Origin of the sequence: Sphingobium jiangsuense, assembly GCF_014196495.1 — a bacterium.
Classification (GTDB): Bacteria; Pseudomonadota; Alphaproteobacteria; order Sphingomonadales; family Sphingomonadaceae; genus Sphingobium; species Sphingobium jiangsuense.
This window is the reverse complement of sequence record NZ_JACIDT010000003.1, coordinates 351,617-375,363: the sequence shown is the minus strand read 5'-3', so window position 1 is coordinate 375,363 and position 23,747 is coordinate 351,617. Positions and strand designations below refer to the sequence as shown.

Here is a 23,747-nt window from a genome sequence, read left to right as displayed (position 1 = left end):
GTTCTTTTATGAGAAAAAAACATGATAACCGGCGTTACTACGGATCGGTCAAGAAAGCATTGGTTCCGGACAGGCGAAGGCCATGATCTTGATTTGGTTTTCCTTTTCTTCAGGGTGTCTATTTTTTCGATTTGAATTCAAGGGAATAGAATAGAAGCCCCTGCGAATCACAGGAATATCGTTCCGATAAACAGAACATGCATCATTTGCACCCTTTCCGCGTTGAACGCATATGCCTGTCAGGATCGGAACGGCGGGGTGGAGCATCGCCTCGCATCATGCACATCATTTCCCACGCGAGGGCTTCGGGCTCGAACGCTATGCCGCGCGCTTTTCCTGCGTGGAGGTCAACTCCTCCTTCTACCGGTCGCACCGTCCCACGACATGGACCCGCTGGGCGTCGATCGTGCCGCGCGATTTCCGGTTCGCGGTCAAGGTCCCCCGCGCGATCACCCATAAGCGCAGGCTGCGCGAGTGCGGCGACCTGATCGCGCGGCTGCTGGACGAAACCTCCGGCCTTGGCGAAAAGCTCGGCGTGCTGCTGGTCCAGCTGCCGCCCAGCCTCGCCTTCGACCCCGCCACGGCCGAGGATTTCCTCGCCCGCCTCACCGCCGCGACGCGCGCGCGGGTAGTCTGCGAGCCACGGCACGCGAGCTGGTTCGAGGCCGGGCCCGCCCGACTGCTCGCGCGGCTCGGCGTCGCGCGGGTCGCCGCCGATCCCGCCCCGGTACCGGCGGCGGCCGTGCCGGGCAGCTGGCGCGGCCTGTCCTATTGGCGGCTGCACGGCTCGCCGGTCATGTACCGCTCGCCCTATGAGGCGGACCGGCTCGACGCCTATGCCGCGCTGCTCGCGCACGAAAGCGCGGCGGCAGAGCCGCCCTGGTGCATATTCGACAATACCGCCGCCTTCGCCGCCACCGGCGACGCCCTTGCGCTGGGCGAGCGGCTGGCCGCAACGCCGCACTGATCTCACTCCGTTTCCAGCGCCGCCAGCTCGGTTGCCGGAAACAGCGCGTCGATGAAGCCGAAGCGGCTCATGTCCCGGATGCGCTGCGGATAGAGTATGCCGTTCAGATGGTCGAACTCATGCTGGAAGACGCGGGCGTGGAAACCCTCCACCTCGCGTACCAGCTCGGTCCCGTCCTCCAGCAGGCCGCCATAGCGGATATGCGTCGCGCGCGGGACCATGCCGCGCAGGCCGGGCACGGAAAGGCAGCCTTCCCAATCCTCCTCGGTTTCGTCGGTCAGCACCTCGATCCACGGGTTGATGAGCGTCGTCACCGGCACCGGCTCGGCTTCGGGATAGCGCGGGTTGGCGGTGAAGCCGAAGATCATCAGGCGCAGGTCGACGCCGATCTGCGGCGCGGCAAGGCCGACGCCATTGGCCGCGTGCATGGTTTCGTACATGTCGGCGATGATCGCCTTCAATGCGGGGTCGTGGATATCCGCGACCGGCCTTGCCACCCGCAACAGCCGGGGATCGCCCATCTTCACTATCTCGCGGATCATGGCCTTTCCCCTTGCGCCTGCATCTTGCCCTGCCCGCTTATACCCCTGCGGCGCCGCTTTTGAAATCCGGCCGCCTTCGGGAATTAGCGGCTGCATCGCCGCGCGAAGCCGGTATAGACGAAAGGAGGACAAGGACAGGAGAGGTTTTGCCGATGCGCGCATCCGCCAGGGAGTTGACGATCAGGTTTCACGGCGCGGCCGGAACGGTGACCGGGTCCTGCATGGAACTGGAACTGGGCGGTCACTCCATCCTTGTCGATTGCGGCATGTTCCAGGGATCGCGCAATCTGGAAACGCTGAACCACGGCGCCTTTTCCTTCGACCCCGCCGAGATCGACGCGGTGGTGCTGACCCATGCGCATATCGATCATTGCGGGCTGCTGCCGAAGCTGGCGGCGCAGGGCTATGACAAGGCGATCTGGTGCACGCCCGCCACCACCGACCTGCTGGAATATATGCTGGCCGACGCCGGGCGCATTCAGGAAAGCGAGGCGGACCGGCGCAACCGGCGGCGCGACCGCGCGGGCGACCCCGGCTTCCAGCCGCTCTATACCGAGCAGGACGCGCTGCGGGCGTGGCGGATGTGCCGTCCGGTGAAGCTGTGCGACTGGTTCGAACCCGCCCCCGGCTTTCGCGCGCGGCTGTGGAATGCGGGGCATATATTGGGTTCCGCCTCGGTGGAGATCGAGGCGGGCGGCACCCGCCTGCTGCTGTCCGGCGACCTCGGCCCCGACAACAAGGCCTTCCACCCGGACCCGGCCGCCCCGGTCGGCGTCGATCATCTGGTGTGCGAATCCACCTACGGCAACCGCGCGCGGGAGAAGCTGACCATCGCGCAGCGCCGCGACCTGCTGGAGCGGGAGGTGAAGGCGGCGCTGGCGCGCGGCGGCAACCTCATCATCCCGGTCTTCGCGCTGGAGCGGACGCAGGAGCTGCTGCTCGACCTCGCCCATCTGGCCGACGACAACCGCATCCCCAATGTGCCGATCTTCGTCGATTCCCCGCTGGCCAGCCGCGCCACCAAGGTGTTCGCCGCCCATGCCGCCGATCTGGAGGACATGGGCGACCGCGCCATCTTCGACCATCCGTCCATCCATTATGTGGAAGAGGCCGCCGCGTCGATCCGCCTCAACAGCATGTCGGGCGCGATCATCCTGGCCGCATCCGGCATGTGCGAGGCCGGGCGCATCCGCCATCACCTGAAACACAACCTGTTCCGGCGCGAATCCACTGTCCTCTTCGTCGGCTTTCAGGCGAGGGGGTCGCTGGGACGGGTCATCCTCGACGACGCGCAGCGGGTGCGCATTTCCGGCGACGACATCAATGTGCGCGCGCAGATCCGCCGGATCGACAGCTATTCCGCCCATGCCGATCAGGAGGAGCTGCACGGCTGGATCCGCGCGCGCCGCCCGATAGCGGGCAGCCTGTTCCTGAGCCATGGCGAGCCGGAGGCGGTCGAGGGGCTGCGCGCGCTCGTCGCCGCCGACGATCCGGCGGCGAGCGTGATCGCGCCCCGCATCGGCGAAACCTGGGCGCTGCCGACCGGCGCGCCTGCCCGGCGGCTGCACACCGGGCGGGTGGATCTGGAGGAACTGGTCGGCGAGGATTGGCAGAACGACTATGCCGACTTCATCACCAACCTGAAGCGGAACCTCGGCAAGATACGCGGCGAGCGCGCCCGGCGCGAGGCGCTGGCCGACATGCGCCGGGTGCTCGACAGCTACAACGCGGTGCGGGAGGAGCGGCGCAGGCGCAACACCGCCCCCGCCTCCCGCCGCGCCGGGCGCGCGTGATCGGCAGCACCTTGCCTTGCCCATCCACGCGGCTACTATGGCCGCGCGCCGAGACGGCAGGGACCGGAGCAGAGGCCAGATGAACTTCCCCGACCGCATCGCGGCCCGATCATGACGGAGCGCCCCGCCGGGCAGGAGAGCGGCCAGAGCCGCGGCCTCGCCTTCCGGGGCGAAGAACTGCGCAAGATATACCGCACCGGCGAGACCGAGGTGCATGCGCTGCGCGGCGTCGACCTCGCCATTCCGGCGGGCGAGATGCTGGTGCTGCTGGGGCCGTCGGGCAGCGGCAAGTCGACGCTGCTCAACATCATCGGCGGACTGGACCGCGCGACATCGGGCAGGCTCTTCTATGGCGACACCGATCTCACCGCGCTGGACGACAAGGCGCTGACCCGTTTCCGCCGGGCCGAGGTCGGCTTCATCTTCCAGTTCTACAACCTGATCCCCAGCCTGACGGCGGAGGAGAATGTGCGGCTCGTCACCAACATAGCCGACAATCCGATGGACCCGGCCGAGGCGCTGGCGCTGGTCGGCCTCGCCGAGCGGCGCGATCATTATCCCGCGCAGCTTTCCGGCGGCGAGCAGCAGCGCGTCGCCGTCGCCCGCGCGGTCGCCAAGCAGCCGGGCGTGCTGCTGTGCGACGAGCCGACCGGCGCGCTCGACAGCAAGACCGGCATCCGCGTGCTGGAAACACTGGCGCGCGCGAACCGGGAGCTGGGCGCGACGGTGGTGATCATCACCCATAATGTCGGCATCGCGGCGATGGCCGACCGCGTGTTCCATTTCCTCGACGGGCGGATCGCGCGGACGGAGGTGAACGAACATCCCATCGCCCCGTCGGAGATAAGCTGGTGACGGCGCTCGACCGCAAGCTGCTGCGCGACCTGTGGCGGATGCGGGGACAGGTGTTCGCGATCGCGCTGGTGCTGGCGGCCGCGACGGCGACCTTCGTGCTGTCGATGGGCGTGCACCGTTCGCTCACCGAGACGCGCGACGCCTATTATGCGCGCAACGCCTTCGCCGACGTATTCGCCGAGATGACCCGCGCGCCGCGCGGCGTGGTGCAGCGCGCCGCCGCGATCCCCGGCGTCCGGCGCGCGGAAGGATCGATCCGCCAATATGCGACGCTCGATTTCCCGGACCGGGTGGAACCGGTGCGCGCGCTCATCAACTCGGTCAACGAGCATGGCCGCACCCATCTCAACCGGCTGACGCTGCGGCAGGGGCGCCTGCCCGAAGCGGGCCATGCGGGTGAGGCGGTGGTCGACGAGGCGTTCGCCAAGGCCAATGGGCTGGGCATCGGCGATGGCGTCGACGCGCTTATCTATGGGCGCAAGCAGCCGCTGCGCATAGTCGGCATCGGCCTCGCGCCCGATTATATCTATGCGATCGCGCCCGGCGACCTGATCCCCGACGACCGGCGCTTCGGCATCTTCTGGATGGGCGAGAAGGCGCTGGAGGCCGCCACCGACCGCACCGAGGCGATCAACGCGCTGTCGGTGACGCTGGAACGCGGCGCGCGGCAAGCCGACGTGATCCGCAAGCTGGACGCGCTGCTCGCCCCCTATGGCGGCAGCGGCGCCTATGGCCGGGCCGATCATTTGTCCCACGCCTTCCTCGACAATGAACTGATGCAGCTCGACGCGCTGACCCAGGTGATCCCGCCGATCTTCCTGCTGGTGGCGATATTCCTCGTCTATATCGTGCTGGGGCGGATGATCCGCACCGAACGGACGCAGATCGGCCTCATCAAGGCATTCGGCTATTCCGGCTGGGCGATCGGCTGGCATTATATGAAGTTCGCGCTCGCCATCGCCGTGCTGGCGACGGTGCTGGGCGCGGTCGCGGGCGTGTGGATGGGCCGGGGCATGACCCGGCTCTACACCGAATATTACCACTTCCCCTTCCTCTATTACCACATCTCGCCCGGCGTCTTCGCCGGGGCGGCGGCGTTGTCGGTGGGCGCGGCGGCGCTGGGCGCGCTGGGCGGCATGCAGGAGGCGGTGCGGCTGAACCCGGCGGTGGCGATGACCCCGCCCCCGCCGCCCGTCTATCGCGGCGGCTGGGGCGAGCGGCTGGGACGCAAGGCGGGCTTTTCCGCCATCGGCCACATGATCGTGCGCCATATCGCGCGCTGGCCGGGGCGCTCGGCGATCACGGTGACGGGCGTGGCGCTGTCGATGGGGCTGCTGTTCGCGACCATGCAGTTCGTCGACGCCAGCCGCACGATGATCGATTCCTGGTTCCTGCGCAGCCAGCGGCAGGACCTGACCATCACCTTCATCGAGCCGCGCAACGAGGCGGTGCTGCACGCGCTCGCCCAGATGCCGGGCGTGCTGCGGGTGGAGCCGACGCGCGCCGTGGCGGCGAAGATCAGCCATGGCAACCGGACGGAGCGCGGCGCGATCGAAAGCGCGCCGGAAGGGGCGGTGTTGACCGCAAGGATCGACGGCGACGGGCAGGAAATCGACCTGCCCCCCGCTGGCCTGATGCTGAGCCGCCAGTTGGCGGACAAGCTCGGCGTGAAGACCGGGGAGCGGGTGACGGTCGAGATGCTCGGCGGCCGCCGCACCCGCGCCTTCCTGCCGGTGGTGCGGATCATCGACGAGTTCATCGGCAAGCGCGCCTATGCCGCCGACGCCACCTTGCAGGCGCTCGCCCGCGACGGCGCGCCCGCGGGCGCGGCGCTGCTGCGGATCGATCCGGCGGCGCGCGACCGGATATTGGCGAAGCTCAAGACCATGCCGGTGGTGCTGGGCGTGACGGAGCGCGACGCCGCGCTGCGAAAGTTCGAGCAGATGATCGACGAGAATATCTTCACCATGCTCGGCTTCTATGTCTCCTTCGCCTCGGCCATCGCGGTGGGCGTGGTCTACAACAGTGCGCGCATCCTGTTTTCGGAGCGGGCGCATGAACTGGCGACGCTGCGCGTGCTCGGCTATCATCGCACCGAGGTCGGCATGGTGCTGCTGGGCGAGCTGGCGCTGTTGGTCGTGCTGGCCGTGCCGGTCGGCTGTGTCGCGGGCTATTGGCTGGCGCAGATGATGACGGCGATGTTCGGGTCCGACCTGTTTCGCTTGCCTTTCGCCCCGTCCCGCGCCAGCTATGGCTATTCCATCCTGATCGTGCTCGCCGCGGCGACCGCGACCGCCCTCATCGTCGGGCGCCGCGTGCTGCAGCTCGACATGGTCCGGGTTCTGAAGGCGCGCGAATGATGTGGGACAAGTTGAAGCGCTGGCGCTGGGCTGCCGCGATCGGCCTGCTGCTGCTCGCGGGCCTCGCCTTCGCTTTCTGGCCGGAGCCGACCCCGGTCGACACCGGCACGGTGAGGCGCGGCCCGATGGCGGTGGGCGTCACCGACGACGGCGTCACGCGGGCGGAGGAACTCTATGTCGTCACCGCCCCGGTGACCGGCTATCTTTCACGCATAGAGCTGGAGGCGGGCGACGGGGTGGCGCGCGGCGCGCTGATCACGACGATGACCGGCCGCCCTTCGACCCCGCTCGATCCGCGCAGCGAACAGGAGTTGCGCGGCGCGCTCGCGGCGGCGCGGGCGGCGGAAAGCGGCGCGACGGCGACGCTGGCACAGGCCCGCCGCGATCTGGCGCGGGCGGAGGAAATCGCCGGGCGGGGTTTCCTTCCGCGCGCGCAGCTGGAGGCCGCCCGCACCCGCACCGCCAATGCCGAGGCGTCGCTTCAGGCCGGCCGCGCCGAGGTGCGGCGCATCGAGGCGCAGCTGGCCAATCCCTCGGGCCGGGCGGCGCAGGCTCCGGTCGCGGTGCGCGCGCCCGCGAGCGGATCGGTGCTGAGCGTCATCACCGAAAGCGAGGGCGTGATCGCCGAAGGCACGCCGATCATGACCATCGGCGACCCCGGCAAGATCGAGCTGGTGGTCGACCTGCTCTCACGCGAGGCGGTGCGGGCCAAGCCCGGCGACCGGGTGGAGATCCGCGCCTGGGGCGGGCCGGAGCCGCTGATCGGCCATGTGAAGCGGATCGAGCCGTTCGGGCGGCTGAAGGTCTCCGCGCTCGGCATCGAGGAACAGCGCGTCAACGTCATCATCGGCTTCGATCCTGCGGCGGCCCGGCAGGCGGCGCGTCTCGGCCATGGCTATCAGATCGACGCGACCATCATCCTGTGGAGCAGCAAGGACGCGCTGCGCGTGCCGATCGGCGCGCTGTTCCGGGGCACGGACGGCGGCTGGCGCGCCTTTGTCGACGCAGACGGCCGGGCGCGGGAACGCGCGCTGAAACTCGGCCATATCAGCGAGGAATATGCCGAGGTGCTGGGCGGCCTTTCCGCCGGGGAGACGGTCATCCTCAACCCCGGCAACGCGCTGGCCGACGGGGCGAGGATTACCGCGCGCTGATGGTGGGAGCGATGGGCTGAGGACCGGGTTGGGTGGAGAGCCGCCATACCCAATCGTCATGCTGAACTTGTTTCAGCATCCATCAAGCCCCACGCTCCTCCGCTCAATCCGGTGAAATGGACCCTGAAACAAGTTCAGGGTGACGATGGAGGCGAGAGGTCAGCTCTTGGCCGAAAGCGGACACCCTGCGCCAACCCTACGGCACCAGCACCGCTGCCCCGGTAAGCGCCCCCGACCGCAGCCGCTCCAGCGCTGCATTCGCCTCCTCCAGTGGGAACGCCTCCGTCACCGTGCGGATGCCGGCCTGCTGCGCGATCTCCAGAAAGGACACGCCGTCCTCGCGGGTCAGGTTGGCGACCGAAAGGATGTGCCGTTCCTCCCACAGATCGGCATAGGGAAAGGCCGGAATATCGCTCATGTGGATGCCCGCGCACACGCATCGTCCGCCCTTGCGCAGCGCCTTCAGCGCCAGCGGCACCAGCGCGCCCACCGGCGCGAAGATCAGCGCGGCGTCGAGCGGTTCGGGCGGCCGCTCCGACGACGCGCCCGCCCAGACGCAGCCCAGCGAGCGCGCGAAGGCCTGCGCCTCCCCGTCGCCCTCGCGGGTGAAGGCATAGACCTCGCGCCCCTGCCACAGCGCCACCTGTGCGAGAATATGCGCGGCCGCGCCGAAGCCGTAGAGGCCGAGGCGCCGCCCCTCCCCCGCCAGCCGCAGCGCGCGCCAGCCGATCAGCCCGGCGCAGAGCAGCGGCGCCGCCTCGACATCGGAAAAGCCGTCCGGCAGGGCGAAGCAATAGCGCGTGTCGGCGATAACATGGGTCGCATAGCCGCCGTCGCGGGTGGCGCCGGTGAAGCGGGGATGGTCGCAGAGATTTTCCTGCCCCGCGCGGCAATAGGAGCAGGCGCCGCACGTATGGCCGAGCCACGGTATGCCGACCCGCTGGCCCGGCGCGAACCCTTCCGTTCCCGCGCCCGCCTCGATCACATGGCCGACGATCTCATGCCCCGGAATGATCGGATAGGTCGCCGCTACCTCGCCGTCGAGCACATGCAGGTCGGTGCGGCACACGCCGCAGGCCACTACCCGCACGAGCAGCTCGCCCGGTCCGGGACGCGGCACCTCCCGCTGCACGCGCCGCAGGGGCCGGCCGGGCGCGTCGATCTGCATCGCGGTCATCAGCGTCATCGCGTCTCTCCCTCACCCTGCTTATCCACCGCCCGTCCCGGCGCGGCAAGAGCCTCCCCGTCATGTCGGCGCGGACAGGACGAAGGCGACGGCCCCGCGGCCATCCGGTCGCCATGCTTTTCAACCATTCAGGCGCAGGAACCGCCCCGCTCGCCGGGCCGCTCCATTTAATTCCCGGTCGAAGGCGGTTAAGCTGCCGCTGCTTCGGGCGCGCATGTGAGTCTTTTCGAATCGGGTCTGTCCCGGTCCAGCGAAGAGAGGTCCGCCATGCCCACAGGGGAGCCGACAGGGAACCGATCGCCCTTGCCGCGCTATCTGGCCGCCGCGCTGGTCGTGCTGCTGATGGCGGCGCTGCGGGCTGCGGTCGAGCCGTGGCTGGGCGACCGCGCGCCCTTCCTGCCCTTCGTGCCGGCGATACTGGCGGCGGCGCTGTGGTGCGGCCTCGGCCCGGCGATCCTCGCCACGCTGCTTTCCTTCGTGCTGGTCCATGGCTTCGCCGGGGCCCGCCAGCCCGGCATGGGCGACCGGCTGGAGGGCCTGCTGTTCCTGTTCGTCGCGGCGGGCGTCGTGCTGCTGGGAGAGATCGTCAACCGCTCGCGCCGCAGGATCGCCGAAGCCGAGCGCCTCAACCGCCTGCGCACGCATGATGCGGAAGAGCTGGCGGAGGAACTGAACCTGCTGATCGATGGCGCGCAGGGCCATGCGATCTGCATGCTGGACGCGACGGGCCGGGTCACGATCTGGAACCGCGGCGCGGAACGGCTGCTGGGGTGGAGCGAAGCCGAGGCCAGGAGCCTGCCGCTGTCCGCCTTCTACCCGCCCGATGCGATCGCGGCGGGCGAACCGGAAAGGGACCTCGCCCGCGCCGCGACGGAGGGCAGGATCATGCGGGAGGACTGGCGCCTGCGCAAGGACGGCTCCCGCTTCCTCGCCGCCATCGCCTTAACCGCGCTGTTCACCGGCGAGGGGCGGCTGCGCGGCTTTGCCGGCTTCATCCGCGACCTGACCGAGCAGCGGCATACCGAGGAGCAGTTGCAAGCCCTGCAATCCGAGCTGATCCACGTCGCGCGCGTCAGCGCGATGGGGACGATGGCGTCCACGCTCGCCCATGAACTCAACCAGCCGATCACCGCCATCGCCAATTATGTCGAGGCGGTCCGCGACCAGCTCGCCGATCCGCGTCCGGCGGAATTTCCGGCGATGCGCGGCGCACTGGACGAAACCGCGCGCGAGGCGATGCGGGCGGGCCAGATCGTGCGGCGGCTGCGGGATTTCGTGGCGCGGGGCGATGTGGAAAAGACGATCGAGCCGCTGCCCGACCTGATCCACGAGGCGGCGGTGCTGGGGCTGATGGGCACCCGCGAGAAGGGCATAGAGGCGGTGTTCGACCTCGCCCCCGGCGACGCGTCCGTCCTGGTGGACAAGGTGCAGATCCAGCAGGTCCTCATCAACCTGATCCGCAACGGCTGCGAGGCGATGGGCAGCACCCCGGAAAGACGCCTCGTCATCGCCAGCCGCCCCGACCGGCCCGGCTTCGTCCGCGTGACGGTGACCGACACCGGCGCCGGGATCGCGCCCGAAGTGGCCAAGCAGCTCTTCCGCGCGTTCGTGAGCACCAAGTCCGAAGGCATGGGGCTGGGCCTGTCGATCTGCCGCACCATCGTGGAGGCCAATGGCGGCCGCATCTGGATGGAGCCCCGCCAGGGGGGTGGAACCCATTTCCACTTCACGCTCGCGCGCGCGCAAACAGAGGAACGCCATGGAGGACAGGAAGCTCGTTCACATTGTCGACGATGACGAGGCGGTCAGGAAATCCGCGGCCTATATGCTGAAAAGCTGCGGCTATGCGGTCGAAAGCTGGCCTTCCGGCGGCGCCTTCCTGAAAGAGGTGCGACATGCGGGGCATGGCTGCGTGCTGCTCGACATCCGCCTGCCGGGCCTCGACGGCATGGAGATGCAGCGCGTGCTCGCAGAGCGCGGCGTGACCATGCCCGTCATCATCATGACCGGCCACGGCAACATCCCCATCGCCGTGCGCGCGATGAAGGCGGGCGCGGTCGACTTTCTGGAAAAGCCGTTCGAGAAGGCGGTGCTCGTCAAGGCCATCGAAACCGCGTTCGAGCATCTGGTCGCGGCCGATGGCGCTGCGGCGCGCGCGGCCGAAGCGGAGACGATCCTGCACGTGCTCACCCCGCGCGAGCGCGACGTACTGGAGGGCCTTGCGCGCGGGCTTCCCAACAAGGCGATCGCCTATGACCTCGGCATTTCGCCGCGAACGGTCGAAGTGCACCGCGCCAATGTCATGGCCAAGCTGGAGGTGCGCAGCCTTTCCGACGCGCTGCGCATCGCCTTCGCCGCCGGCATGGGCGCGCCGCGCGACGGGGGGCCGCGCGGCCGGGAGAGCGCCTAGGTACATCTCCCAATTTCCCTCCGCCCCGCCGCGCACTACCCCTTTTACCGACAAGGATGAAGGGGAGACTCCGATGGGATCGCGGGGGCAGACACCGGCCCACGGCACAGAGGCCGAAGCAGGGTCCGAAGCCCGGTTCCGGCTGGAACTGGGCGCGGCGCTGCTTTCGCTGGTGATCGGCGTGCAGCTTTTGCTGTCCTCCGGATGGATCGGCTAGGGGCATCATCTCCCTAGTATAATTGCGGATTCAAAGCCCCGCCCGCCGGTGCTTACCATGGGCGGAGAGGATGCGGCCGGAAAGGACCGCCGCATCGCGATCCGAACAAGGGAGCGACCCATGGCCGAAAAGGACCCCGCCACCACGCGGCAACCGGCGCGCGCCGGAAAGCTTGCCGAACCGATCAACTGGCTGCGCAAGGAAGTCGACCGGGTGTTCGACGATCTGGTCCGCCAACCGGACCGGCTGTTCGATTTCGGCTTCGGCAACCCGCGTCTGCCCAATTTCCCGCTGGTGGAGATCAAGGACAAGGACGATGCCTACAGGATCAACGCCGATGTGCCGGGCTTCCAGCCCGACCGGATTTCCGTCTCCGTGGCGGACGGCGTGCTGGTGATCAAGGGCGAGGCCGATGACAGCAGCAGGAGCGAGGAGGATGGCGTCGTCGTCGAGGAACGCCATCGCGGCTCGTTCGAACGGCGCATCCCCCTGCCCGGCGCCGTCGCCGACGACGGCGTGAAGGCGCGGCTGAAGAATGGCGTGCTCAAGATTTCCGTGCCGAAGGCGAAGGCGCCGTCGGCGCGGGCGGTCCCCATCGAAACGGGCGACGGGTAGGAAGGCCGGAGCGGAGAAGTCCCGCTCCGGCCTTCCTTCGCGCGGGCCATGCGATCACTCAGCCCGATCAGCCATGATGGTCGCTGACCGCGCTCATCACCTCTGCGGTCAGGTCGCGATGCCCGCACTGGCTGATGTCGCCGATGGACAGGATGCCGACCATCCGCTTGTTCTCGTTGATCACCGGCAGGCGGCGGATCTGGCGCGATTCCATCAGACGGATGGCGTCCTCGATCCTTTCGTCGGCGTGGCAATAGACGATCGGCTCGCTCATCACGTCGCGCGCCGTCAGTTCGCCGGGATCCCTGCCGTTGGCGAGCGCCCGCACGGCCAGGTCGCGGTCGGTCACCATGCCGACCAGCCGGTCATTGTCGCCCACCGGCACCGCGCCGATATCCTTCTCCTTCATGATCCTTGCCACCTGCGAAAGCTTCGCGTCCGGCGGCACCCATTCGACCCCGTCATGCATGATTTCCGCGACTGTCGTGCTCATCTGAACCTTTCCCTCGCAAGACCGGGCGCGCGCCTTCCCGCACCCTCGTCACCCGGAAGCTTGCGCCCATTGCCGCCGCAGCCGATATTGGGGAATCTACGCATGGCGCCGCTTTTGAAAACGGCCCGCCGCTCCTCGCGCACGGGCGGCCACGGGCTGGACTTTCGCGGAACCCTTCCCTCCCGCGCGGCGTTCTCCCTTCGCCTGCCCGATTCCCTTGAGGACCACCCTTTACGGAAAAGTCCGGATACCGCCCGGCCCGCGAACAAGGCATGCAGGCCCGGCGGAACGCAGGACGCAGAGGCAGCGCGGTGCATGGCGTCGCGGCAAGGGACCGCGACCGTTCCGAAGGACCGTCGACATGATCCACGACCCAGTGAAACGCGAGGTTTCCGCCGATCTGGTCGAGGCGCTGCGCCGGCATGGCGAGCCGCTGCCCTCCCCGCTCGACGCGGAGGAGTTCGGCGCCTGCTTCGACCGCTTCGGCGACGCCCGGATCGTCCTGCTGGGCGAGGCGACGCACGGCACGTCCGAATTCTATCGCGCCCGCGCGGCGATCACCCGCCGCCTCGTCAGCCGCCACGGCTTCACCGTCGTCGCGGTGGAGGCCGACTGGCCCGACGCCGCCCGCATCGACGATTATGTCCGCCATCAGGCCCCCCGGCCGCGCCGGGGCGACGTGTTCGCCCGCTTTCCCACCTGGATGTGGCGCAACCGGGAAGTGCTGGAATTCGCCGACTGGCTGCGCGGCCACAATGCCACGCTGGTGGAGGAAAGGCGCGTCTCGTTCAGCGGCATGGACGTCTACAGCCTCAACGAGTCGATCCATGCGGTGCTCGCCTATCTCGACACCGTCGACCCGCGCGAGGCCGCCGCCGCCCGCACCCGCTACGGATGCCTGACGCCATGGCAGGACGAACCGGCGCATTACGGCCTAGCGGTCGTCCATGGCGGCCATCCGGGGTGCGAGGAGAAGGTCGTCGCCCAGTTGCGCGAGATGCTGGCCGGTCAGCTGGACGACCTGAAGCGGGACGGCGAGCGCTGGTTCGACGCGGTGCAGAATGCCCGCATCGTGCAGGCCGCCGAAAACTATTACCGGGCAATGTACCGCAGCTCGGCCGAGAGCTGGAACCTGCGCGACCGGCATATGTTCGCGACGCTTCAGGCGCTGCTCGCCCATCGCGGCGAGGGGACCAAGGCCGTGGTCTGGGCGCATAACAGCCATATCGGCAATGCCGCTGCCACCGCGATGGGGTGGCGCGGGGAATTCAACATCGGCGAGCTGTGCCGCATGGTCTATGGCGACGAGGCGGTGCTGATCGGCTTCGGCACCGATACCGGAACGGTGGCCGCCGCCGACGACTGGGGCGCGCCGATGCGGGTCAAGGCCGTGCGCCCCGCCCGCCCGGACAGCTACGAGCATGCGTTCCGCCGCGCGGGCCTGCCCCGGACGCTGACCGACTGGCGCGACCCCTCCCGGCGGGAGCTTGCCGCCCAGTTGCGCGGCCCGCTGCTGGAGCGCGCGATCGGCGTCGTCTACCGGCCCGAAACCGAATTGCTCAGCCATTATTTCGAGGCGGTGATGGCGGAGCAGTTCGACGCCTGGGTCTGGTTCGACCAGACCGGCGCCGTCACTCCGCTCGGCGACGAGCGCCCGCATGGCGCGCCCGAAACCTGGCCGTTCGGACTATGATGGCCGCCGCCCCGCCCCCGGTCGCGGCAGCGACGCCGGTCACGGTGCAACCGCAGGGGCTTCAGGGCCTGTTGCGCGCGGCGCCCGCGCCGGTCGGCCTTGTCGTCTTCGCCCATGGCAGCGGCAGCGGGCGGCTCAGCCCGCGCAACAATCATGTCGCCGAAGGGCTGGGCCGCGCTGGGCTGGCGTCGCTGCTGGTCGACCTGCTGACGCCGGAGGAGGAGCTGGACCGCGCCAATGTCTTCGACATCCCGCTGCTGGCCGCCCGCCTTGCGGGCGCGGCGGCATGGGCGCGGCACATCCCTGCGCTTGCCGGGCTGCCGATCGGCTATTTCGGCGCAAGCACCGGCGCCGGGGCCGCGCTGCTCGCCGCCTCGGCGGAGGATGCGGACATAACGGCGATCGTCTCGCGCGGCGGGCGGCCGGACCTTGCGGGGTCGCGGGCGCTCGCGCATGTGCGCGCGCCGACGCTGCTGATCGTCGGCAGCCACGACCTGCCGGTGCTCAAGCTCAACCGCGTCGCGATGCGGCACATGCACGCCCGCACCGAATTGGCGATCGTGCCGGGCGCGGGCCATTTGTTCGAGGAGCCCGGCACGCTGGACAGGGTGATCGACCATGCCGCGCGCTGGTTCGTTCGCCACATGCAGGAGGATGGATGATGGTTTCCCATGGCCCCCCGTTCCGCGACCGCAAGGATGCTGGCCGCCAGCTCGCGCAGGCCCTGATCGGCCGTGCGCCGGAAAATCCGCTGGTGCTCGGCCTGCCGCGCGGCGGCGTGCCGGTCGCCTATGAGGTCGCGTGCGAGCTGGATGCGGAACTCGACATAGTGTTCGTGCGCAAGCTGGGCGCGCCCGGTTATGAGGAACTCGGCATCGGCGCGGTGATCGACGGCGCCGATCCCCAGGTCGTCCTCAACGACGATATCATCCGCCAGATCGCGCCCAACCCCGCCTATATAGAGGCCGAAACCCGGCGCCAGCTGCGGGAGATAGAAAGGCGCAGGCAGCTCTATCTGGGCGACCGGCAACCCGCGTCCGTCGGGGAGCGCAACGTCATCCTCGTCGATGACGGCATCGCGACCGGCGGCACCGTGCGCGCCGCGCTCAAGGGCCTGCGCAAGGCGCATGCGCGCAAGGTGCTGCTGGCGGTGCCGGTCGCCCCGCCTGATGTGGTGCAGTCGCTGGCCGCCGAATGCGACGGCATCGTCTGCCTCGCGTCACCCGATCCCTTCTACGCTGTCGGCGCGCATTATATGAACTTCGACCAGACCGGCGATGCGGAGGTCACGCATCTGCTGGCCGACGCGGCGCTGCACGCCGCCGCCAGCCGGCCCGGCGCGTCCACGGAATAGCGGATCAATTCTCGTGCGCGGCGAGCGCCTTGCCGATCTCGTCCGTGTTATGGCCGGTCAGGTCCTTGCCGACCTCGGCAAAGAGATGCCGCTTCGTCGCGGTGCCGTAATGCTTGCGCAATTCGCCCAGAATGCGCGGCGGCGCGACGACGACCAGATCGTTCGGCTGCGCGTCGGCCAGACGCTCCAGCCTATCGGCCGCCTGCACGGCGAAGCGCCCCTCGGCCTGTTCGTGCCAGTCGGTTTCGCCCATGGCGCTGCGTCGCCCGTCCACGCTGGAAAAGGCCCGGCCCGGCGCGTCCGTTCCCTGCTCCCGCGACGCCGGATTGTCCGCCTCCTCATGCTCCAGCGTCGTGAGGACGGGATAGTCGGCATCCCCGTCATTGCGCAGGATCAGCATCTTCCTGCCGTCGACGGCCAGTATCAGCGTACCATTGGCAATCCGCATCGGTCATCCTCCGAACATCATAGCATCGCCTGCCTGGCGGGCCGCGAATATCCTCTTGAGGAACGACACAGGCGGGCAAGGGTTCCGTCCCCTGCCCGCCTGCCGAAAGCCGCACGGCAGGCAGGCGGGGTTTCCACCTGCCCGCCGGTCATGCCTCGATCAGAAGCTGACCTTCGCGCCGATGTAGAAGGACCGCCCGATCGCGTCGAAGGTGCCGGGGTCGGCGCCGTTCTGGGAGCTGGCGACATAGGGCAGCCCCTTGTCGAACAGGTTGGTTATGCCCCAGCGCAGGTCGAACGCGTCGGCCACCTTCACATTGCCGGTCAGGTCGAACAGATTATAGGCATCGACGCCGACCGCCGCATTGGCGGGCGTGGTCACCGCGCTGATATCGTCCATCGCATCCTGATAGCGCCAGCGCAGCGCGACGCCGAACGCGTCGGAGCGATAGCCGAAGGTGGTCAGCGCCTTCCATTCGGGACGCGGCGAGCCGATGGTGTTGGTCCCCGCGAAATCCTGGAACGCGGTGCCCGGCAGCGTCTGCACCTTGTAATGGTTCATATAGCCGATGGCGCTGTTGATGTAGACCGCGCCGCTGCCGTTGCCCACGCCGATATCGGCAAGCCCGACCGACCAGTTGACCTGAATCTCCACGCCGTCGGTCTGGAGTCCGCCCAGATTGAGGAAAGGCTGGCCGATGGTCTGGAGATTGCCCTGATCGTCGCGCGCCAGCAGCGCGCAGAAGGCGTTGGAGGCCGCATAGGTCGGGTTCGACCCGTCGAGATTATAGCATTTGGCCAGCGTGGTGAGGCCCGGCACGGTCGAGATCACGTCCTTGATCTTGATGTTGTAATAATCGACCGAGAGCGACAGGTTGCTGAGCCAGGGCGAGGTCCAGCGCGAATTCCAGATGAAGCCGATATTGTAGGTATCGGCCTTTTCCGGCGACAGGCCGGTGTTGCCGGAAATGACGCCTGCCGTCGCGGTGGTCGGGAACTGATAGCTGTCGATCGCCGCCGCCGGGACGCCCTGCGCGATGCAGAGCGCGCGGACCTGTGCCGCGTTGGCGCCGGTGCGGGCGGTGGAGCGCACGTCGCACGGGTCGCCGATGGACGCGGGCGGCGTGCCGATGGCGATCTGCACGCCCGTCGCCGGGGAGAACAGCTCGCCGATATTGGGCGCACGGACGGCGCGCTGATAGCTGCCGCGCACCAGCAGCGAGGAAACCGGCCGCCAGCGCACGTCGCCTTCATAGCTCGTCACGCTGCCCGTCACCGAATAGTCGGAATAGCGGAACGCGCCGCCGATGCCGAATTCCTCGATGAACGGCTTGTCCTTCAGCAGCGGCACGTCGATCTGCGCGGCGAATTCCTTCACGTTGATACGCCCCGCCGCAGCCGAGGAGGCGATCACCGCCTCGATATTCTGCGCCGCCAGATCGGAATCGGGCGTATAGCTGTAGGTGTTGCGGCGATAGCCGGCGAGCAGCGCCAGCTGCATGTCGCCCGCGGGCAGGCTGAACAACGGGCCGCTGATCGTGCCCTGCACCTGCGTCTGCGTCAGCTTTTCCTGGCTGAAGGCGGTCTTGGTGATATAGGCCTGACATTCGGGCGACAGGCGCGAGGCGTTGGCGAGGCCGAAGGGGTTGAAGCCGCCCGCGCACAGCGACGCGCCGCCATCGGGCGCGTTGAGCAGCTGCTGCACCCGGCTCTTGAGCACGGCGTTATAGTTTTTCTGGTCGTGCACGGTCTTGTCGTAGCCGGCATAGACGTCGAAGGTCCACGCGCCGAACAGCCCGCCTTTCAGGCCCGCTATATATTGCTGGACGGAGAAATTCTCGTCCCACGACTTGTCGGCCACGCCGACATAGCGGCCGTTCCAGGTGAAGGGCGCGGCGGCATCCGGGCGCGAGGCCAGCAGCGTCCGCAAATCGGCCGGAATGAAGGGGTTGGTGACCGGGATCGTCGTCAGCGTGCCGAACTGCGTCAGGCTCTTGCCGCTCTCGGTATTGACGGTCGAGTCCACGTAGAGGAACTGGCCATAGAGCGTCAGCGCGTCGGTCAGCTCATAATCGGCCTTGCCGAACAGCGTCGTGCGCTGGAGGCCGTTCAATATCTGGAGCTGCGGGCCGACCGGCATGCGCACATTGTTGCCGATGACCGCATAGCCGCCCGTGGTCGGCCCCTGATAGTTGATCGCGCCCGTCTGGGTGAACAGCGAGCCATTGTCGTTGAACCCCAGGGTGAGCGTGGGGTTGATGCTCGACGTGACGCCGTAGCCGGCGAACAGCGAATTGAGCACCGCCTGATCGGGCAGGTTGGTCGCGCTCGGCACGAAGGTGCTCTGGCCGATGAACGAGGACGGCACGCGCAGGTCGAAGACGGAGCGCTTGTCGCCCGACAGCGGCTGGCGGTCGGAATAGCTGGCCGACAGCATCAGGTGGCCGCGATCCTCGGCAAAGCTGGTGCCCAGCGCCACTGCGCCGGAAAAGCGGCGATAGTCGCCCCGGAAGGAATCGCCGATCTGCATGTCGGCGCGGATGCCCTCGAACGGCTTGAGCACCTTGAAATTGACCACGCCGGACATCGCGTCCGACCCGTAGATGGCCGAGGCGCCGCCGGTGATCACGTCGACCCCGCCGATGATCGATTCCGGCAGGATGTTGATGTCGACATTGCCGTTGATGTCGGACAGCGGCAGGCGCTTGCCGTCCAGCAGCACGAGATTGCGGTTGGAGCCGAGGCCGTGCAGGTTGACGGTCGCGCGGCCGCCGCCACCCTGCCCGCCGGTCGCCGCGCCGCCCGACGGCACGAAGCCCGGCAACTGGTTGAGCGTCGCTTCCAGATCGACCTGGCCTGCCGCCTTGATCGCCTCTTCCGACACCGACACGATCGGGCTGACCGAGACATTGTTCGGGCGCGCGATCAGCGAACCGGTGACGACGATGTCCTGCGGCGCGGCGCTTTCGTCCTGCGCCCATGCGGGCCCGGCCGTCACCAGCGCGGCGCCGAGCATGATGGCTCCGAAACCGAATGCGGAACCCGAAAGCAGCCTCCGCCGATATGCGATATTATTCATGATCTATTCCCCTGACGCCTGCTTTTTCAGGCATTTTTCTGATTGAAGTTCAGTTGGTTATGTTATCGGGCGACCCCGTCGCCGATCCGGGCCTCGATGAAGTCGATGGTTTCGCGCAACGCTTCGCGGCTGGCGGCCTGCGTCGCCTCGGCGGTCGCGCCGACCCAGCTGTGGCCGACGCCGGGCAGGATCTTCTCCCGCACGCTCACCCCGCCCGCCTTGAGCGCGGCGGTCATCTCCCGATGCTGGGACAGCGGCACGGTCTCGTCGCGGTCGCCATGCATCAGCAGTACCGGCGGGTCCTTGCGGTCGATATAGCTGACCGGCGAGGCCGCCTTCACCCGGTCCGGCGCGCAGTCCTTGCCGTCGCAGGCGAGGAACGCCTGCGCCGCGCTGTCCGCATTGCCTCGCGCGGCGAGCAGGGTTTGGAAATCATAGATGCCGAACCAGGACACCACCGCCTGCACGCAGTCCGACGCCGTGTCCGCGCCTTCCACCGTGGACGCCGTGGTTTCGACATTGCCCGCCCTGGGAACGATGCGGCCTTCCGGCTCCAGCGCCGCCGCGCCGCAGCTCAGACCGACGAGGCTGGCGAGGTGGCCGCCCGCCGACTGGCCCCAGATCGCGCCGCGCGCGGGGTCGATGCGATAGGTGCCGGCATTGGCGCGCAGCCAGCGCAGCGCCGCCTTCACATCCTGCGCGGCGGCCGGGAACGGCGCCTCCCGCGCGAAGCGATAGCCGACCGACGCGACCACATAGCCTTTCGCGGCGAGCGAGGCGAGCACGCGGGGCCAGTCGGTATAGGCGGCCGAGCGGCGCGGGCCGCCCGCCATCCACCCGCCGCCATGCACATAGACGACGAGCGGGCGCGGCCCGGCAAAGCTTTGCGGCGGCAGGAACAGATCGAGCTTCATCGGGCGATAGCCCGGCAGCGTCTGATAGCTCTGGTCCGGCAGGCCGGTCACGCCGCCGGGATAGCTGGCGGTGATCGACGTCAGCGAATCGGCCCCCACGGCCTGCACCGACGCGCCGATATCGGCGGCGGCGGCGATCTGCTCCCCAATCGACGGCTGGGCAAGCGCCGTGCCGCCGGGCAGCGCGGCAAGCAGCGCAAGGCTCCAAAGAGATTGCATCATCCCTCTCCCTGTTGCGGGCCTTTTCCGGCCCTCACGGGGAAATGAGTTTTAGCCCTTTCCCCTCTCTGCAGTTTTGTGTACGAAATAGTTCGTACTACGTCAACGCCGTAAAATGGCTTTTCATCGCACGGCCTGTTCAGGATGGGTGAAAGTGGCAATAATCAGGGAAAGGGGGACGGGCGAAATGAGTTCGGAAAGCCTGCAGACGCCGCCGGATGACAAGTCCGGCGCACCGATATTATGCGGGCTGATCGGCATGGATATCCAATCCTCGCGCTCCCCCGCGATGCATATGGGGGAAGCCGACCGGCAGGGCCTGCGCCTCGTCTACTGCCTCTACGACCTGTCGCTGCACAAGGATCGCGACTCGGCGCTGCCCGGCATGCTGGACGCGGTGGAGGCCTGCGGCTTCAGCGGCGTCAACATCACCCACCCGTTCAAGCAGAAGGTGATCCCGCTGCTCGACGAACTGAGCGAGGAGGCGACGGCGATCGGCGCGGTCAACACCGTGCTGTTCCGCGACGGGCGGCGGATCGGCCATAATACCGACTGGTCGGGTTTCGCCGAAAGCCTGTCGCGCCAGTTGCCCGATGCGGATCTGATGCATGTGGTGCAGATCGGCGCCGGGGGTGCGGGCGCGGCCACCGCGATGGCGATGCTGCGCCTCGGATGCCGCGAACTGGTGATCGCGGACAAGAACGAGGCGATGGCGCGGGCGCTGGTCGAGCGGCTCGGCGTCAATGCCCCGGCCGGGGTCGAGGTCCGTCTGGCGGGTGCGGACCGGGCGGCGGAAATCGCGCGGGCGGGCGGCCTCATCAACGCGACGCCGCTCGGCATGGAGGGGCACCCTGGCATGCCGGTCGAAGCCGCGTGGCTGCGACCCGGCCTGTGGGTGGCCGATGTCGTCTATTTCCCGCTGGAAACCGAATTGCTCAAAAGCGCCCGCGCGCTGGGCTGCGCGACCGCGCATGGCGGCGAGATGGCGATTTTCCAGGCCGCACGCGCCTTCGACCTGTTCACCGGGCGGCAGGCGGACCGGATGCGGATGGTAGAGAATTTCTGATCGCCGCGGCATGCGGCGAAACGGACGGACAGAGGGATGGAGAGGATAATGACGGACATCGCGGCATCTTCCGCGCAACGGCCCAGCCGGGCGCGGTTCGGCATATTGGCGCTGATCGCGAGCGGGACGCTCATCAACTATCTGGACCGGACGATCCTCGGCATCGCCGCGCCCGCGCTGACGCATGATCTGGGCATCGACGCGGCGGTGATGGGCATCGTCTTTTCCGCCTTTTCGTGGAGCTATGCCGCCTCGCAGGTGCCGGGCGGGGTGTTCCTCGACCGGGTGGGCACGCGCCTGACCTATGCGCTTTCCGTCGGTTTCTGGTCGCTGTTCACGCTGCTGCATGCGGTGGCGACGGGCCTTGCCGGGCTGCTCGGCCTGCGGCTGGCGCTGGGCATCGCCGAATCGCCCTGCTTCCCGGCCAACAGCCGGGTGGTGGCGACATGGTTTCCCCGCTCCGAGCGCGCCTTCGCCACCGGCGTCTATACGGTGGGCGAATATATCGGCCTCGCCTTCCTCAGCCCCATCCTCTTCTGGCTGCTCGCCCATCATGGCTGGCGGTCGCTGTTCATCGTCTGCGGCGTCGCGGGCCTCGCCTTCATGCTGGTATGGCTCGCCCGCTATCGCGAGCCGCAGGATCACCCGCACGCCAACGCCGCCGAGCTGGAGGTGATCCGGCAGGGCGGCGGCATGGTGTCCGCCGCGGCCAAGGGCGCGCCGTTCGAATGGCGCAAGGCGGGCGCGCTGTTGCGCTATCGCCAGATGTGGGGCATCTGCCTCGGTCAGTTCGCGGGCAATTCCACGCTGGTGTTCTTCCTCACCTGGTTCCCCACCTATCTCGCGACCGAGCGGCAGATGGACTATCTGAAGATCGGCTTCTTCGCCGTGCTGCCCTTCATCGCCGCATCGGTCGGCGTGCTGTTCGGCGGCTGGTGGTCGGACGGGATGCTGCGCCGGGGCCTTTCCCCCAATATCGCGCGCAAGCTGCCGGTCATCACCGGGCTGCTGCTCGCCTCCACCATCATCGCGGCCAATTTCGTGGAATCGGACGCGGTGGTGATCACGATCCTGTCCGTCGCCTTCTTCGCGCAGGGCATGGCGGCATTGGGCTGGACGCTGGTGTCCGACATCGCGCCCGAAGGGATGCTGGGCCTGACCGGCGGCATCTTCAACCTCGCGGCCAATCTGGCGGGCATCGTGACGCCGCTGGTGATCGGCTTCATCGTCGCGGCGACCGGCTCCTTCTTCTTCGCGCTCGCCTATGTCGGCCTGCTCGCGCTGCTGGGGGCGCTCGCCTATATCTTCATCCTCGGCGATGTCGAAAGGATCGTGCTGTGATAGCGGCGCTGGCCCTTGCGGCAGCGCCGGTGCCGTGCCCGGCAGAACCGCCGCTCTCCTATGTCTGCGGCGCCGAAAAGCCGGAGGATATCGTCCGCATCGGCCGCAGCGACTGGCTGGTGGCGAGCGGTTTCGCGCAAGGCGCGGGGCTGAAGCTCATCGACGCGCGCACGGCGGAGGCGAGCCTCTGGTATCCCGGCACGCGGGACCAGATCGCCTGGGACAGGAAGCGGTTCGCCGCCTGCCCCGGCCCGGTCGATCCCGCGCTGTTCAACGCGCGCGGGCTTTCGGTGCGGGAACAGGCGGACGGAACGTACCGCCTGCTGGTCGTCAACCATGGCGGGCGGGAATCGATCGAGCTGTTCGACATCGACCTGCGCCCGTCGCGCCCGTCGCTGCGCTGGCGCGGCTGCCTCCCGCTGCCGCCGGGCCATGTCGCCAACAGTGTCGCCTCCTTCGCGGACGGCACCATCCTGACGACGATCCTCACCCGGCCGGGTACCGGCATCACCGATTTCGTGCGCGGCGGCATCACCGGGCTGGTGATGGCGTGGCGGCCCGGCGATACCGGCTTCGCGCCGCTGCCGGGGACGGAGCTGCCCGGCAATAACGGGCTGGAGGTGTCGCCCGACGACCGGCATTATTATGTCGTCGCCTTCGGCTGGCATGCGGTGCTGAAGTTCGACCGGACCAGGCAGGACGGCCCGGTCGCCCGCCTGACCATGCCCGATTTCATGCCGGACAATATCCACTGGATCGACGGGCGGCTGGTCGCGGCGGGCATGCGGCTCGACGAACCGGCGTGCGGGGGCTTGCGCAAGATCGTCGACGGCGAGGCGGACAAGATGCTCTGCCATCGCGGCTATGTCGTCGCGGCGCTGGACGGCGAGCTGACCCATGTTTCGACGCTGGCCTATGGCGAGCCGTCCCCGTCCTTCAACGGCGTATCGGCCGCCGCCTTCGCCGGGGGCAGAATCTGGCTCGGTTCCTATCAGGCCGACCGGCTGGCATGGCGCGCCGACCCTGCCGCCGGAAACTGACC

Annotated in this window: 21 protein-coding genes; 15 read left to right on the top strand and 6 right to left on the bottom strand. The window is 68.3% G+C overall.

The genetic code is table 11. The features are described 5' to 3' along the window. Positions 1-232 precede the first annotated feature (232 nt). A complete protein-coding gene (locus tag GGR43_RS06730) occupies positions 233-967 on the top strand; it encodes a DUF72 domain-containing protein (protein WP_188071160.1) in 735 nt (244 codons plus the stop codon). Positions 968-969: 2 nt separating this feature from the next. Here the strand turns inward: GGR43_RS06730 and def are convergent, their stop codons facing one another. After that, positions 970-1,509 carry a peptide deformylase gene (gene def / locus GGR43_RS06725; RefSeq protein WP_188071159.1) on the bottom strand — a complete coding sequence of 180 codons (540 nt, stop codon included), beginning with the start codon at positions 1,507-1,509 and terminating at the stop codon, positions 970-972. A 152-nt stretch (positions 1,510-1,661) separates the two neighbouring features. Between def and GGR43_RS06720 the strand changes: the two genes are divergently transcribed. The 4 genes from GGR43_RS06720 (at position 1,662) to GGR43_RS06705 (ending at position 7,671) form a co-directional block, all read left to right on the top strand. Beyond that, positions 1,662-3,302, top strand: a complete 1,641-nt coding sequence (locus GGR43_RS06720) for an MBL fold metallo-hydrolase (RefSeq protein WP_223177316.1) — start codon at positions 1,662-1,664, stop codon at positions 3,300-3,302. 111 nt (positions 3,303-3,413) lie between these two features. After that, positions 3,414-4,157 carry an ABC transporter ATP-binding protein gene (locus tag GGR43_RS06715; protein ID WP_188071158.1) on the top strand — a complete coding sequence of 248 codons (744 nt, stop codon included), beginning with the start codon at positions 3,414-3,416 and terminating at the stop codon, positions 4,155-4,157. Continuing rightward, the gene (locus GGR43_RS06710; RefSeq protein ID WP_188071157.1) at positions 4,154-6,517 is read left to right on the top strand and encodes an ABC transporter permease; all 2,364 of its coding nucleotides are present in this window, start codon (positions 4,154-4,156) and stop codon (positions 6,515-6,517) included. The genes GGR43_RS06715 and GGR43_RS06710 overlap by 4 nt, the downstream gene beginning before the upstream one ends. Continuing rightward, positions 6,514-7,671 (top strand): efflux RND transporter periplasmic adaptor subunit, encoded by a 1,158-nt coding sequence (locus tag GGR43_RS06705; protein ID WP_246343379.1) that lies wholly within the window; start codon positions 6,514-6,516, stop codon positions 7,669-7,671. Before GGR43_RS06710 ends, GGR43_RS06705 begins: the two co-directional genes overlap by 4 nt. 196 nt (positions 7,672-7,867) lie before the next feature. Here GGR43_RS06705 and GGR43_RS06700 read toward each other — a convergent pair whose 3' ends face one another. Beyond that, positions 7,868-8,857 carry a zinc-dependent alcohol dehydrogenase family protein gene (locus tag GGR43_RS06700; protein ID WP_348538650.1) on the bottom strand — a complete coding sequence of 330 codons (990 nt, stop codon included), beginning with the start codon at positions 8,855-8,857 and terminating at the stop codon, positions 7,868-7,870. Between the two features lie 303 nt (positions 8,858-9,160). Between GGR43_RS06700 and GGR43_RS06695 the strand changes: the two genes are divergently transcribed. The 4 genes from GGR43_RS06695 to GGR43_RS06680 all read left to right on the top strand — a co-directional run bounded on the left by GGR43_RS06695 (position 9,161) and on the right by GGR43_RS06680 (position 12,099). Further along, a complete protein-coding gene (locus GGR43_RS06695) occupies positions 9,161-10,654 on the top strand; it encodes an ATP-binding protein (protein WP_246343377.1) in 1,494 nt (497 codons plus the stop codon). Further along, the gene (locus tag GGR43_RS06690) at positions 10,617-11,267 is read left to right on the top strand and encodes a response regulator transcription factor (RefSeq protein WP_188071156.1); all 651 of its coding nucleotides are present in this window, start codon (positions 10,617-10,619) and stop codon (positions 11,265-11,267) included. The genes GGR43_RS06695 and GGR43_RS06690 overlap by 38 nt, the downstream gene beginning before the upstream one ends. Before the next feature lie 73 nt (positions 11,268-11,340). Continuing rightward, entirely contained in the window at positions 11,341-11,484 is a 144-nt protein-coding gene (locus tag GGR43_RS06685) for a hypothetical protein (protein ID WP_188071155.1), read from the top strand. A 120-nt stretch (positions 11,485-11,604) separates the two neighbouring features. Next, the gene (locus GGR43_RS06680) at positions 11,605-12,099 is read left to right on the top strand and encodes an Hsp20/alpha crystallin family protein (protein WP_188071154.1); all 495 of its coding nucleotides are present in this window, start codon (positions 11,605-11,607) and stop codon (positions 12,097-12,099) included. Positions 12,100-12,166: 67 nt separating this feature from the next. Here GGR43_RS06680 and GGR43_RS06675 read toward each other — a convergent pair whose 3' ends face one another. Beyond that, positions 12,167-12,592, bottom strand: coding sequence for a CBS domain-containing protein (locus GGR43_RS06675; RefSeq protein WP_223177315.1), 426 nt, complete (start codon positions 12,590-12,592; stop codon positions 12,167-12,169). A 361-nt stretch (positions 12,593-12,953) separates the two neighbouring features. On the opposite strand from GGR43_RS06675, the gene GGR43_RS06670 reads away from it, so the two are divergent. The 3 genes from GGR43_RS06670 to GGR43_RS06660 are packed head-to-tail and all read left to right on the top strand — an operon-like array spanning position 12,954 to position 15,639. Continuing rightward, entirely contained in the window at positions 12,954-14,285 is a 1,332-nt protein-coding gene (locus GGR43_RS06670) for an erythromycin esterase family protein (protein WP_188071153.1), read from the top strand. Then, a complete protein-coding gene (locus tag GGR43_RS06665; protein WP_223177314.1) occupies positions 14,282-14,947 on the top strand; it encodes a dienelactone hydrolase family protein in 666 nt (221 codons plus the stop codon). Before GGR43_RS06670 ends, GGR43_RS06665 begins: the two co-directional genes overlap by 4 nt. Next, positions 14,944-15,639: a phosphoribosyltransferase gene (locus GGR43_RS06660; RefSeq protein ID WP_223177313.1), complete on the top strand. Its 696-nt coding sequence runs from the start codon at positions 14,944-14,946 to the stop codon at positions 15,637-15,639. The genes GGR43_RS06665 and GGR43_RS06660 overlap by 4 nt, the downstream gene beginning before the upstream one ends. 4 nt (positions 15,640-15,643) lie before the next feature. Here GGR43_RS06660 and GGR43_RS06655 read toward each other — a convergent pair whose 3' ends face one another. The 3 genes from GGR43_RS06655 to GGR43_RS06645 all read right to left on the bottom strand — a co-directional run bounded on the left by GGR43_RS06655 (position 15,644) and on the right by GGR43_RS06645 (position 20,301). Then, the gene (locus GGR43_RS06655; protein ID WP_188071152.1) at positions 15,644-16,087 is read right to left on the bottom strand and encodes a baeRF12 domain-containing protein; all 444 of its coding nucleotides are present in this window, start codon (positions 16,085-16,087) and stop codon (positions 15,644-15,646) included. A 159-nt stretch (positions 16,088-16,246) separates the two neighbouring features. Continuing rightward, positions 16,247-19,165 carry a TonB-dependent receptor domain-containing protein gene (locus GGR43_RS06650; RefSeq protein WP_188071151.1) on the bottom strand — a complete coding sequence of 973 codons (2,919 nt, stop codon included), beginning with the start codon at positions 19,163-19,165 and terminating at the stop codon, positions 16,247-16,249. A gap of 62 nt (positions 19,166-19,227) precedes the next feature. Then, positions 19,228-20,301 carry an alpha/beta hydrolase gene (locus tag GGR43_RS06645; protein ID WP_188071150.1) on the bottom strand — a complete coding sequence of 358 codons (1,074 nt, stop codon included), beginning with the start codon at positions 20,299-20,301 and terminating at the stop codon, positions 19,228-19,230. Positions 20,302-20,485: 184 nt separating this feature from the next. Between GGR43_RS06645 and GGR43_RS06640 the strand changes: the two genes are divergently transcribed. Genes GGR43_RS06640 through GGR43_RS06630 form a run of 3 tightly spaced genes read left to right on the top strand, consistent with a single transcriptional unit; the run spans position 20,486 to position 23,745 of the window. Next, the gene (locus tag GGR43_RS06640) at positions 20,486-21,364 is read left to right on the top strand and encodes a shikimate dehydrogenase (protein ID WP_188071149.1); all 879 of its coding nucleotides are present in this window, start codon (positions 20,486-20,488) and stop codon (positions 21,362-21,364) included. 48 nt (positions 21,365-21,412) lie between these two features. Continuing rightward, positions 21,413-22,705 carry an MFS transporter gene (locus GGR43_RS06635; protein WP_223177312.1) on the top strand — a complete coding sequence of 431 codons (1,293 nt, stop codon included), beginning with the start codon at positions 21,413-21,415 and terminating at the stop codon, positions 22,703-22,705. Beyond that, positions 22,702-23,745 (top strand): hypothetical protein, encoded by a 1,044-nt coding sequence (locus GGR43_RS06630; RefSeq protein ID WP_188071147.1) that lies wholly within the window; start codon positions 22,702-22,704, stop codon positions 23,743-23,745. The genes GGR43_RS06635 and GGR43_RS06630 overlap by 4 nt, the downstream gene beginning before the upstream one ends. Positions 23,746-23,747 lie beyond the last annotated feature (2 nt).